The sequence below is a fragment of the Bacillus sp. MT94 genome, assembly GCF_058792475.1.
In genome coordinates, this window is sequence record NZ_JBXAEZ010000003.1 from 551,368 (window position 1) to 564,636 (window position 13,269).

The 13,269-nt window shown below is 37.2% G+C and carries 8 protein-coding genes, 1 pseudogene and 1 riboswitch; of the genes and pseudogenes, 5 read left to right on the forward strand and 4 right to left on the reverse strand.

The window, feature by feature from the left end; translation table 11 throughout:
- Positions 1-51 precede the first annotated feature (51 nt).
- Together AC1Q51_RS14510 and AC1Q51_RS14515 are read right to left on the reverse strand one after the other, a co-directional pair.
- Complete coding sequence (locus AC1Q51_RS14510; protein ID WP_492331573.1) at positions 52-2,052, reverse strand: ABC transporter ATP-binding protein; 2,001 nt, start codon at positions 2,050-2,052, stop codon at positions 52-54.
- The gene (locus AC1Q51_RS14515; RefSeq protein ID WP_098236897.1) at positions 2,049-3,809 is read right to left on the reverse strand and encodes an ABC transporter ATP-binding protein; all 1,761 of its coding nucleotides are present in this window, start codon (positions 3,807-3,809) and stop codon (positions 2,049-2,051) included. The genes AC1Q51_RS14510 and AC1Q51_RS14515 overlap by 4 nt, the downstream gene beginning before the upstream one ends.
- A gap of 613 nt (positions 3,810-4,422) precedes the next feature.
- Between AC1Q51_RS14515 and gapN the strand changes: the two genes are divergently transcribed.
- On the forward strand, positions 4,423-5,862 hold the full coding sequence (gapN, locus tag AC1Q51_RS14520; RefSeq protein WP_000213615.1) for an NADP-dependent glyceraldehyde-3-phosphate dehydrogenase: 1,440 nt from the start codon (positions 4,423-4,425) through the stop codon (positions 5,860-5,862).
- Positions 5,863-5,940: 78 nt separating this feature from the next.
- Here gapN and AC1Q51_RS14525 read toward each other — a convergent pair whose 3' ends face one another.
- Together AC1Q51_RS14525 and AC1Q51_RS14530 are read right to left on the reverse strand one after the other, a co-directional pair.
- On the reverse strand, positions 5,941-7,026 hold the full coding sequence (locus AC1Q51_RS14525; protein ID WP_090978500.1) for a DUF3626 domain-containing protein: 1,086 nt from the start codon (positions 7,024-7,026) through the stop codon (positions 5,941-5,943).
- Positions 7,027-7,138: 112 nt separating this feature from the next.
- Positions 7,139-7,378: pseudogene (locus AC1Q51_RS14530) on the reverse strand (glutamate racemase); the annotation flags it as partial.
- A 109-nt stretch (positions 7,379-7,487) separates the two neighbouring features.
- A riboswitch (Lysine riboswitch) is annotated at positions 7,488-7,669 on the forward strand.
- A gap of 147 nt (positions 7,670-7,816) precedes the next feature.
- Here AC1Q51_RS14530 and AC1Q51_RS14535 point away from each other — a divergent pair.
- From AC1Q51_RS14535 to AC1Q51_RS14550, 4 genes are all read left to right on the forward strand, one after another.
- A complete protein-coding gene (locus AC1Q51_RS14535; protein WP_023521252.1) occupies positions 7,817-9,241 on the forward strand; it encodes an amino acid permease in 1,425 nt (474 codons plus the stop codon).
- 60 nt (positions 9,242-9,301) lie between these two features.
- Entirely contained in the window at positions 9,302-10,501 is a 1,200-nt protein-coding gene (locus tag AC1Q51_RS14540; RefSeq protein ID WP_492331574.1) for an ABC transporter permease, read from the forward strand.
- A 190-nt stretch (positions 10,502-10,691) separates the two neighbouring features.
- Complete coding sequence (locus tag AC1Q51_RS14545) at positions 10,692-12,689, forward strand: catalase (RefSeq protein ID WP_492331575.1); 1,998 nt, start codon at positions 10,692-10,694, stop codon at positions 12,687-12,689.
- A 23-nt stretch (positions 12,690-12,712) separates the two neighbouring features.
- Positions 12,713-13,228 carry a type 1 glutamine amidotransferase domain-containing protein gene (locus AC1Q51_RS14550; protein WP_492331576.1) on the forward strand — a complete coding sequence of 172 codons (516 nt, stop codon included), beginning with the start codon at positions 12,713-12,715 and terminating at the stop codon, positions 13,226-13,228.
- Positions 13,229-13,269: the final 41 nt, after the last annotated feature.

The window sequence follows — 13,269 nt, forward strand, 5'->3', positions numbered from 1 at the left end:
ACATTTTGCCAACAAAAAAGAACTTGCGACAATCGCAAGTTCTTCCCCGCATTAAGCGCTCTGGTTTCCTTCCATTTGCGTTTTGTACATATCGTAATAACGCCCACGCTTTTTCATCAATTCATCATGAGAGCCTTTTTCTAAGATTGTTCCTCTATCGAGTACAATAATTTGATCCGCACTTTTAATTGTTGAAAGACGGTGAGCAATAATAAATGTCGTTCTTCCTTTTTTCACAACTTCTAGTGCTTGTTGAATCATCGCCTCTGTTTCTGTATCAATACTAGACGTTGCTTCATCTAAAATTAAGATAGCTGGATCAAAAGCAAGTGCCCTAGCAAATGAAATAAGCTGACGTTCTCCAGTGGAAAGCGTACTTCCCTTTTCTGTAATTTCTTCATTTATATTGTTTGCAAATCTTTCAGCACCAACATCATGCAATGCTTTTATGATACGCTCTTTTGAAATTTTTTCGTTCTCTAAGCTTACATTGGAAGCGACCGTCCCGCTAAATAAAAACGGGTCTTGCAATACGATTCCCATATGCTCACGAGTTGCTTGTTTCGGCATTTCTCTTACATCATGACCATCAATCGTAAGCTTTCCTTTTTCAAACTCATAAAATTGAAAGAGTACATTCATAATAGAACTTTTTCCTGATCCAGTATGACCGACAAGTGCCACTGTCTCGCCTTGTTTCGCTTCAAAAGAAATATTTTTTAACACTTCATCTTTTCCATTATAAGAAAATGATACATTATCAAATTTCACATTTCCTTTTAAACGAGGCATACGTTCTTCTTCTACCGCTTCCCCTTTTTCCTCTAACAATTCAAAGACACGTTCTGATGCAACGCGCGCTTGCTCTAAGTTTGCAAGCTGATTCACCATATTCGTAATTGGCGAGAATAATCGTGTTAAATAATCGACGAACGCATACAGTACCCCAAGTGAAATAATACCTGTAGCACTTAATGACGCACCGCCAAAATACCAAATCACTCCTGTGAAAGCGATATTTCTTAATACGGATACCAAATTGTGTGAAGTTGCTGCATTTAAATTTAAAATTTTATTTTGATACTTAAAATAATCGCCATTTAATTCTTCAAACTCTTTTTTCGTTTCACGCTCTTGACGGAACGCTTGAATAATCGGCATCCCTTGAATGGATTCATTCACCGTTCCATTAATATCAGATAAACGAGAGCGCATTTTATGATTATATACAGACGCATATTTTCTATAAAGAATCGCCCAAACAATTAAAATTGGGATAATTAATAAACATAATGAAGCGAGCTTCACATCTAATAAAAATAGCGCAGCGAATATCCCAATAATATAGATGATACTAGAAACGAATGTTGCCAGCACCGTTACATATAAATCACGAATGGCCTCTGTATCATTCGTCACACGCGAAACAATTTTCCCTGCCGGTAAATGATCAAAGTACCAAATTGGCAACGTTTGAATATGAGAGAAAACATCCTCCCTCATAATTTGAATAATTTTGTTCGCTGCCTTCTGCAAAAAGAACTGCTTTCCGTATGCAAATAATGATACGACTACTAATAAAGCGAAATAGCCACCACCAAGTAATAATAGACGGTTTATTTCTGGTTTATAAAACGCAAACACTTCTTCTTTCGTTAATGCCTTCGCTTTATACACTTGCACCGCCTTACCATTTTGAACGGTAATCATATCTCCTTTTACAGTACGTGATCCTTCAATATTCACTTTATTCGGTACAAAGTAATATTGAAAACCGACTTGCATTACGCGTACTTCTTTACCTTTTGTCTCGCCTTGTTCAAAGCGATCACTTCGCTTATAAAACGCGCCATTATATGAAACAGCTTCTTCACTCTTTTCTGTTTCATACCAAGGTTTCTCTATCCCGACGATATGATCATCAATCATCGTTTTAGCGACGAAAGGACCAGCAAGCTCTGCAATGACGAAAATTAATAACATCAGCATCGCTGCAAAAATCGTCCCTTTCACTTTCATCGCGTATTGAAACAATCGTTTTGAAACGCTCATATTTTCACCCCACTATCCGCACTTTCACTTTCACCTTGTTGTCTTTCAAACTGTTCAGCATACCAGCCTCCCTTTTGGATAAGCTGAGCATGTGTACCTTCTTCCATTACTTCACCTTCGTCCATAACGAGAATCCAATCCGCATGTTGCACTGCAGATAAACGATGCGTCGTAATAATCGTCGTCTTTCCGCTTCTTTCTGTTCTTATATTTTCAATGATCGCTGCTTCCGTACGAGCATCTACAGCTGATAAAGAATCATCCAAAATTAAAATTTCTGGATTTTGAATAACAGCTCGTGCAATCGAGATCCTTTGTTTTTGCCCTCCTGATAAAGAAACACCTTTCTCTCCAACGAGCGTTTCTAACCCTTCTGGTAAAAACTCTAAATCCTTTTTAAACGCCGCAATTTCAATCGCTTTCTCGAGTTCGTCTTCAGTCGCTTCCCTATTTCCGAATAAAATATTTTCTCGCGCTGTTTTTGAGAACAAAATATGCTCCTGCGGTACATAGCCAATCCACCCGAGTACATTTTCATTCGTTATTTTATCTAATGTCACATCAGAAACTGCAATATCTCCATCTCCAAGCGGATATTGGCGAAGAAGCTGACGTACAAGCGTCGTTTTCCCGCTTCCTGTTTTTCCGACAACCCCTAGCGTTTCTCCTTGCTTTAATGTGAAAGAAACCTTTTTTAAATTTTCTTCAGTTGATGAAGGATATGAGAAAGACACATCATCAAACTGAATATAATCCGGCTCTTGCACAAGCTTTGGATGTTTCGGATTCTTTACATCTGGCTCATACGCTAACGTTTCATTCACACGGTCAAGCGAAGCATTTCCTCTTTGCATAACATTAATTAATTCACCAATTGCAAACATCGGCCAAATCATCATCCCTAAATACACGTTAAAAGAAACGAGTTCACCAAGCGTCACCTTTGACTGGAACACAAGGTATGCACCGTACACTAAACCGATTAAATAACTAAGACCGACAAGCATTTTCACAGTTGGTTGGAATAATGCATCAATTCTCGCTACCTTCATATTTTTTTCGTAGACGTCATCTCCTAAATGATGAAATCTTTCCTCGTCTGCATTCTCTTGTACGTATGCACGAATAACGCGCACACCAGCGATTGATTCAAGCACTTTATCGTTCATATCACCAAACGCATCTTGCGCAACGGTAAATCTTTCATGCAATTTCTTTCCATATATATTCATCGCATACGCCATAATTGGAAGCGGGATAAGCGCTGCAAATGTAAGCTCCCAACTAATTGTAAATCCCATCATAAAAACGATCGTAAGCATGTATAAACTAGAATCTACAAGCGTTAATATACCAAAACCAGCTGTCATAGCGATTGCTTTTAAATCATTCGTTGCCCTCGCCATTAAGTCGCCAGTACGATTTTTTTGATAAAAAGTCGGCGTCATCTTAAGTAAATGACCCATAAATTTAGAGCGCATCGTTTTCTCAAGTACAAATGCACCGCCAAACAATTGATGTTGCCATACGAAAGTGAGGCCATATCCAACGATCGTAACCCCTATTAAAATAAGAATAGACTGTATAATAGCTTCGTTTGATAACGTTCCTGTTTTTATGTTATCTATCGTAACCCCTAACACTTTCGGGGGAATCACTTCAACTATATTCACAATTAAAAGAGCTCCAATGGCAATACTATATCTCTTCCAGTGCTCTTTAAAAAACCACTTTAACTTTAGTAATACTGATAACAATGTAACCTCTCCCTTCTCGTTCTCGTTTACTTCTCATTTCTTTATCCACTATCCAAACCCATTACATTTACATTTCGTAACCCATACAATCTCATCACATTTTTCCACCTTCCAAAGTTTTATATAGGAATATGGAAAATAAACAAAAAAAAGCATACCGCCGCTTGACGATATGCACAGGAATGCATAAAAAGCGTACGTTACGATATACGCAACGTACGCTTTTTATAAGACAAAGATGCCCTATATATCCGCACGGGTTGCGTAATGATATAAATGTTTTCTGCCATTTAACAGACCTAAGCTCATTACATTTACAATTACAATCATTACGCACACCCCCTTCATTTATTTTCCATTTATAATCTTACAACTTTATTGAGTATTCTGTCAATTGTTTTTTTACACATAAAGTAAAATGCACGAAAATGCAAATGGTTCATGACATAATAAATCAGTTTGAAATAAAAGAATGTTCTGTAAGAAAGGGCATACAAAATAAAAAAAGAATAAGAAATCGTTTTCACAAACATTTCATTTGAAAAATGTTATCAAACCCCCTACAATCACCTTATACTCACTCTTACAAGTTGCTATTTTAGGAGGACTAATCATGACAACTAGCAATACGTACAAATTTTATTTAGACGGAGAATGGAGAGAAAGCTCTTCAGGAGAAACAATCGAAATTCCATCTCCATACTTACACGAAGTAATTGGACAAGTACAAGCAATTACTCGCGGAGAAGTAGATGAAGCAATTGCATCTGCAAAAGAAGCTCAAAAATCATGGGCTGAAGCTTCCCTACAAGATCGCGCAAAATACTTATATAAATGGGCTGATGAGCTCGTAAATATGCAGGATGAAATTGCCGATATCATTATGAAAGAAGTCGGTAAAGGCTATAAAGATGCGAAGAAAGAAGTTGTTCGTACAGCTGACTTCATTCGTTACACGATCGAAGAAGCTTTACATATGCACGGAGAAAGCATGATGGGCGATAGCTTCCCTGGCGGAACGAAATCGAAACTTGCGATCATCCAACGCGCACCACTTGGTGTTGTATTAGCAATCGCACCATTTAACTACCCAGTAAACTTATCTGCTGCAAAACTTGCACCAGCATTAATTATGGGTAACGCTGTTATTTTCAAACCAGCAACTCAAGGTGCAATTAGTGGTATTAAAATGGTTGAAGCACTTCACAAAGCTGGCCTTCCAAAAGGTCTTGTAAACGTAGCTACAGGACGCGGTTCTGTAATTGGTGACTACTTAGTAGAACACGAAGGCATCAATATGGTATCGTTCACAGGTGGTACAAACACAGGTAAACATTTAGCGAAAAAAGCTTCAATGATTCCACTTGTATTAGAACTTGGTGGTAAAGATCCTGGTATCGTTCGTGAAGATGCTGACTTACAAGATGCTGCAAACCATATCGTAAGCGGTGCATTCTCTTACTCTGGTCAACGTTGTACAGCTATTAAACGTGTACTTGTACACGAAAACGTAGCGGACGAGCTTGTTAGCTTATTAAAAGCACAAGTAGCTGAACTATCAGTTGGATCTCCAGAACAAGATAGCACAATCGTTCCATTAATCGACGACAAGTCTGCTGACTTCGTTCAAGGTTTAGTTGACGACGCTGTAGAAAAAGGTGCTACAATCGTTATCGGTAACAAACGTGAGCGTAACTTAATTTACCCAACATTAATCGATCACGTAACAGAAGAGATGAAAGTTGCTTGGGAAGAGCCATTCGGCCCAATCCTTCCAATCATCCGTGTTTCTTCAGACGAGCAAGCAATTGAAATTGCTAACAAATCAGAGTTCGGTCTGCAAGCAAGTGTCTTCACAAAAGACATTAACAAAGCATTTGCAATTGCTAACAAAATCGAAACTGGTTCTGTTCAAATTAACGGACGTACAGAGCGCGGCCCTGACCACTTCCCATTCATCGGTGTAAAAGGTTCAGGTATGGGCGCACAAGGTATTCGTAAGAGCCTTGAGTCTATGACACGTGAAAAAGTAACTGTATTAAACTTAGTTTAATCTTATAAAAAGAAGCTGATCTATAAATAGATCAGCTTCTTTTCTATATAAATACTTCCAAAAACGGAGTATTTCGTTCTACTTCTGATTTGGTTTTCCAAATCGAACTAAAACATGCCATAATAATTTTAATTCCTGAAGCACTTCTTCATAAGTTCCACGATCACTCCAAGATAATGGATTGCGTTTCAAATCCACTACAGCAGAGCCAATTATATTTGCATCGATACAATGATTCCGTGCAATACGTCTTGCTAAAGATGGCATTTTTGAACCTCTAAAATCCATCGGAACTTCGTCTACCGCAAGTACAAAACCGATGTGCCAATACAAATCAATAGCATACTTCAGGCAAATTTCTTCTAAAACTCTTCCTACATCCGTACCCTTAAATGAAGGATCTGCAACAAGCACCTCTACGTCTTCTTTAAGAGAAATCTCTCCATGAATCTGCGCTTCAATATAATGATTAAGATTACGGGCTGGCTCTTTGCTTACTAAATCTATAAACGGCCTTTTCAGATTAGCCAATAAATGATTAATTATTATTGTTGGAGTCAAATTTCCTTCACCAATTGCAAAATCTCTTACGAATGCCTCTTCCAAAAGAGCAGCTAAAATCATATCAAACTCCTCATAAGTCCCCTTTTCTTTCGGATCTTGATGTGAATCTAAATATGTATATGTAGAGCGCGAAGAAACTTTTGGAGATAAGAGAAAATAACAGGATCCAAAACGCGGAGCCGGCCCATCTGGATGTAACATCAAATTTAGCGCTCCGTATTTTGGACGTTGATCATTCGTTACGCCTTCTAATTGATATGCCCCTCCAAATATTCTCTTTTCCCAAAGGTCACGTTCACCACCAGGGTAAGCAGATACGCTTCCATTAGATAGCAACGTTTCAAATTGACTTTTATATACTCCTTGCTCAAACAGTGCTTCAGCAACTCTTTTCATATTCGAATCTAGTCTGTCTGGATGAAAGTGTAAAGCAATCCTTGCATGAGATTTTAAATTAGCGACAGCTTCTTCAAATATTTCATCTGTAATATTAGACATTTTAAGTATATGATTAATCGTTGCTTTAGCCCTACGTTTTTCGTTCTCTGCATATTTTGAAATATATTCTAAAGCAAATAATTGAGATCTTGATAATTCCATAATCCAATCTCCCCTTTAATTGAAATGACCTTAATCCTTTCAATTAAAAGTGCATTTTTTCCTTCTTATGCAACTAACCTAATTTATTGAACAAAAAGTACTTTAATACAGTCTAATTACAGATACGAGCATTCTTTACGGGTAAATCCACACATTCTACAGAAATGTGATATCCTAGCCATCGCTCAGCAATATGTTCAAATGATAAAACAGATCCCGTTGTAAAAAAACGATGCTTCGGATTCAGATTGTCAGACAAAATTCCTTTGTGCTGTAAAATGGTACTTAACTCTATCGCTGTTTCTTCTGCAGAACTAATAATCGTTACATCTTCTCCTAACCCCCTTTTTAATCACAAACTCTTCTCTATAATCTGATTATTACTATATCCATTGACGTATAAAAATACATTTGTTACTCTTAAAGACGTTAATTTAATATTTAAATCCTCATTCGTATCTCGGTGAGGTAGAGGTTGCAATCATTAAGAGTATCATTTCAGGAGATGTAGTGGCATTGATGAAGGAATGAGAAAGGAATGGTTGCCGAAGTAAGTCGTGTCCACCATGCACGCTTGCTGGGTCTGCATTTAATAAGTGCAGAACTGTCACAAACGTTTCGTTTGTGGAGAGCTATCGAGAGGTATGTCGTGGGTTTCTTATAAGATAGAAAGCATGTAGCGGCAGATTACGTGCTTTTTTTGTTTTGTTTGGGACTTCTCTTCCTGACTCAGGAAGACATACATATCTCCTCGCTTGACTTGGTTATACTAACTTTGGAGGTATTTTCTATGCAACAAAAAAAATGGGGCTTTTGGGTACTAACAGCTTTCGTTGTCGGTAACATGGTTGGCGCTGGTATTTTCATGGTGCCAAGTACGTTGGCACAAACAGCAAGCCCACTCGGTGTCACTTTAGCTTGGTTAACAACAGGATTTGGTGTTTTAATGCTAGCTCTTGTTTTCGGTAATTTAGCAATTCGTCGTCCTGATTTAACGACAGGACCACAAAGTCATGCATATGCTTTATTCTCAACACCAAAAAAGAAAAAAATGGCTGGTTTCAGTATGGTATGGGGATATTGGGTTGCAAACTGGGCAAGTAACGTTGCCATCATTACATCATTTGCGGGATATTTATCACTCTTCTTCCCAATTATGAAAGATACGCGACTGCTATTTTCAATCGGTTCTTTTAACATAGAAGTCGGAAAACTAATTACATTTACGATTTGTTCCATCTTACTTTGGGGAACTCATATTATATTAACAAATGGTGTAAGCGGAGCTGGAAAACTAAACTTCTTAGCAACAACAACGAAAGTAACTGGATTCCTTTTATTCATCGTCGTTACGTTATTTGCATTCGAAGCTTCTAAATTTGGACAATGGTACACACCGATGATCGATAAATCAGGTGCATCACACGGTCTTCTTTCACAAGTAAATTTAGCGGCTCTTACAACGCTTTGGGCGTTTATCGGAATTGAATCAGCCGTTCTTTTATCAAACCGTGCTGTTTCTCCAAAAACGGTAAAACGTGCAACAGTTGCGGGATTACTTATTACAGTTGCGATTTACTTAGGAATTACAATTTTAACAATGGGTGTACTTCACGTTGATAAATTACAAGCTTCTGAACGTCCATTAGCAGATGCATTAAACGCTGCAATGGGTCATGGCGGTGGGAAACTGATGGCATTACTTGCTCTTACTTCCCTGTTCGGTTCTATCTTAGGCTGGATTTTATTAAGCTCAGAAGTACCTTATCAAGCAGCAAAAGAAGGTTTCTTCCCTTCCTTCTTCACGAAAACAAACAAAAAAGGAAGTCCAATTTACTCATTACGATTAACAAACATTATGTCGCAAGTGTTCCTATTCTCAACATTATCAGGAACCATTGCGGAAGCTTATACATTCGTTATTACCGTATCAACACTGGCCTACCTCATTCCATATCTCGTTTCACCAATCTTCCAGTTAAAACTAGTCGCAACTGGTGAAACATATAAAAATGAAATGCGGGCAAGAATTACAGATGGCATAGTCGCAGTTATCGCACTTTGCTACGCACTATGGGTTATTAAAACCGGCGCATCCGATATAAAAACGTTCCTTCTCGGAATTGGTTTATTCGTAATTGGATTTGCTTTCTATCCATTAATGAATCGTGATCAGAAAAAAAATAACGAAAAGAAAAACGGGCAAGTTGCATAACGCAATTTGCTCGTTTTTTCTTTTGTAAAACATATATAATAGAACAAAGAGGTGAAAAACATGTCAATCGAATCGCTTTGGAGCAGTCGCTTCCAACAACATATTCAAAATATCATTACATACTTTGCACGTATGATTAACGGTTTACTATATAGCTTTATCTTTATTTCATGCGTTGGCGCATACTACTATGCTCAGTTTCTAAAAACATCTCCTTCTAAAGGAATATCTTTACTACTCATCACGATTGTACTTACATTCATTATAACGAGATGCCCTATCCGTACATTTATTCAAAAACCTGATGCTGTCTATTTACTAGCACTAGAAGAGAAATTAACATCTTATTTCAAAAAATCTCTTCTATACAATTACATCATTCAGCTTTTCCCATTGTTATTTACGTTCCTTATTCTCGTTCCACTTGCTATGCAATCATTGCAATTAACTGTACCTTTTTTGTGTACAATCTTTATCGTATTAATGATTACGAAAGCTTGGAACATGTACATACATTGGATGTGGCGTGATAGTCACGACAAAAACATATGGCTGATCATCCGTATTACTTGTAATGCCTTAATCATTTACATGCTGTTTTATTCCGCAAATGTTCTCATATTGGGCGGACTACTCTTACTACTTGCTTTCCTACTTCTATATACGAAAAAACAGCCTACAAAACGAATACCTTGGGATTACATAATCGAGCAAGAAGAAAAAATGAACGTTCGTTTTTATCAATTTGCTAGCATTTTCACAGATGTTCCGCAACTGAATAAACAAGTAAATAAAAGAAAATGGCTTACAAATTGGATTGAACCTTTATTACATAAAAAACGAGCAACTTTCTTCTACTTACATACACTAGCATTTTTACGTGGAAATGATTATTTCGGTATATATATTCGCTTAGGATTGATCGGTGCTTTCGCCTTATATTTCATACCAAACATATACGTAAAAGGCGCTAGCGCTTACATCGTTCTATATATGATTTCTATGCAGCTCCGTTCACTGTGGAAATATTTTTCGGGAAATATTATTGTAGCATTATATCCGATTGGTACTGAAGAAAGAATGAAGCAATTTCTTAGCTTAATTTTCATATTACTAAGCATTCAACTCATTGTATTTTCAATTGTTATACTCATTGCTACAGGTCAATTTTTACATAGCCTTATCATTATGATTATTGGGTTACTCTGGATCAAATTTATTATTGTACCAAAAACGAAGCAAAGAATTTCCGCATTTTAACGAAAAGAATTATCTTAAAAGCCAAGGAGAAAATAAATTTTCTCCTTGGCTTTTTATTTTTCTTCCTCAAACAAGAATCATTGAAACAACCGGTATTTTATGATTTTTACATACAAAGACGATAATACATGTTTACGACCTAATAAAAAGGGTATCTATTAATTAACAGAGTAAAGGAGGGGCCTATATTGTGAATAAAAAAACGGAACAATTGAAGCATCACGTTACTGACAATCAATGCAAACATGCTTTAACAACAAATCAAGGGGTAAAAATAGCTGAAGATGAATTTTCTTTAAAGATGGGCTTAAGAGGCCCAACCTTAATGGAGGATTTCCACTTTCGCGAGAAAATGACCCATTTTGATCACGAACGAATTCCCGAAAGGATTGTTCATGCACGCGGGGTTGGCGCTCATGGTTATTTTCAGCTTTATGAATCTTTAGAAACATATACGAAAGCAGATTTTCTTACTAATCCTTCAAAAAAAACACCTGTATTTGTACGGTTCTCAACCGTTCAAGGTTCTAAAGGATCCAACGACACAGTAAGAGATGTACGCGGATTCGCCACAAAATTTTATACAGATGAAGGAAACTATGATTTAGTGGGTAATAATATGCCAGTATTCTTTATCCAAGATGCTATTAAATTTCCTGATTTTGTCCATGCAGTTAAACCAGAACCACATAATGATATTCCTCAAGGAGCTAGCGCTCATGATACCTTTTGGGACTTTGTTGCGCATAGTCCTGAGTCCACTCATATGGTCATGTGGCAAATGAGCGACCGAGCTATTCCGCGTAGTTTACGAATGATGGAAGGTTTTGGAGTTCACACATTTCGACTCATTAACGCAGAAGGAAAAGCCCATTTCGTAAAGTTTCACTGGAAACCTACCCTCGGGGTTCATTCATTAGTATGGGATGAAGCTCAAAAGATTGCCGGGAAAAATCCTGATTTTCATCGTCAAGATTTATACGAAGCAATTGAAAAAGGGGATTATCCTGAATGGGAGCTTGGATTACAGCTAATTCCAGAAGAAGATGAACATAAATTTGATTTTGATATTTTAGATCCAACGAAATTATGGCCAGAAGAAGAAGTTCCCGTAAAATTAGTTGGTAAAATGACACTGAACAAAAATGTTGATAACTTCTTTGCTGAAACAGAGCAGGTAGCTTTTCACCCTGGTCATGTCGTACCAGGTATTGATTTTTCAAATGACCCTCTTCTGCAAGGAAGATTATTCTCCTATACAGATACACAATTATCTCGTTTAGGGGGCCCTAATTTCCATCAAATTCCTATTAATCAGCCTGTATGTCCTTTTCATAATAATCAACGTGATGGTATGCATCAAATGCAGATTCATCGCGGTCAAACAAGCTATCATCCTAATGGATTAAATAACAATCAACCTGCAACCGTCCAAGCCGAACAAGGAGGATATGAACATTATCAAGAAAAGATTGATGGGCATAAAATTAGAGGTCGCAGTAAAAGCTTTCTTAACTTCTATTCTCAGGCTAAACTTTTCTACAATAGTATGAGCCCTATTGAAAAGCAGCACATAAAAGAAGCTTTTTGCTTTGAAGTTGGGAAGTGTAAATCAGACATGGTGAAGGCAAATGTAATTGCTCTTCTAAACCACGTCGATCGTCAATTAGCACAAGAAGTCGCTAACATTATTGGAGCTCCTTTACCTAAGGTAAATCACGAAGTAAATTCAGATGCAAAATCACCTGCACTAAGTATGTCCAATACTATTTTTAAATCTGATTCCAAAAATGTTGCAATTCTATTAAATGGTGACCCAAGCGTCTCACTTCTGTCCGAATGGATTCAAACTTTTGTACAACACCGAATTAACTATAGCATCATAGATAATAAAATTTATCAGTTCAATGATTCCATTAAAGTAACTGATACTTATACAACAACAGACTCCTCCCTTTTTGATGCAGTATTAGTGTTTAGTAGTGAGTCTGTCATTCAACCCCCTGTTTTAGAATTTGCAGAAACTACTTTTAAACATTTTAAACCGATAGCTCATGTCCTTAGTAATCCTCATGCTTTGGACCATAGTAAGATTAAACTGGATGGAGCAGGAGTTTACAACTTAACAAATACTTCAATTGAATCATTTATAGAAGGCATTGCCCAAGGAAGATTCTGGAGCCGATAATATAATATAAGGAGCGGATTAGAATGAGTAAAAAAATTGCTATTTTAATAACGGATTATTTCGAGGACACAGAATACACAGAGCCAGCAGAAGCTTTTAAACAAAAGAGATATGAATTAACAACTATTGAAGCAGAAAAAGGTAAAACGGTACACGGTAAGCAAGGAAAAAGTGAAGTCGTGATTGATAAAAGTATTGATGATGTTTCTCCAGAGAACTTTGATGCCCTCTTCATACCGGGTGGATTTTCTCCAGATATACTTCGTGCCGATGAACGTTTTGTTCGCTTTAGTAAAGCATTTATGGATGCGGAAAAACCTGTTTTCGCTATTTGTCACGGACCTCAGCTACTCATCACTGCACAAACACTTGAAGGACGCGATGTAACTGGATATAAATCTATTGAAGTCGATTTGAAAAATGCCGGCGGGAACTTTCATGACAAAGAGGTTGTCGTATGTCAAAATCAGCTAGTAACAAGTAGACAGCCAGAGGACATCCCAGCGTTTATTGAAGAATCGTTGCGTATATTAGGATAACTACTTCGGTTAACTAACCTCCTTTTATTTACATGAAAATA

Excerpts from the sequence above, each read along its gene's own strand:
- AC1Q51_RS14510 (WP_492331573.1), bottom strand. The coding sequence starts at position 2,052 with ATGAGCGTTTCAAAACGATTGTTTCAATACGCGATGAAAGTGAAAGGG.
- gapN (WP_000213615.1), top strand. The coding sequence starts at position 4,423 with ATGACAACTAGCAATACGTACAAATTTTATTTAGACGGAGAATGGAGA.
- AC1Q51_RS14525 (WP_090978500.1), bottom strand. The coding sequence starts at position 7,026 with ATGGAATTATCAAGATCTCAATTATTTGCTTTAGAATATATTTCAAAA.
- AC1Q51_RS14535 (WP_023521252.1), top strand. The coding sequence starts at position 7,817 with ATGCAACAAAAAAAATGGGGCTTTTGGGTACTAACAGCTTTCGTTGTC.
- AC1Q51_RS14540 (WP_492331574.1), top strand. The coding sequence starts at position 9,302 with ATGTCAATCGAATCGCTTTGGAGCAGTCGCTTCCAACAACATATTCAA.
- AC1Q51_RS14550 (WP_492331576.1), top strand. The coding sequence starts at position 12,713 with ATGAGTAAAAAAATTGCTATTTTAATAACGGATTATTTCGAGGACACA.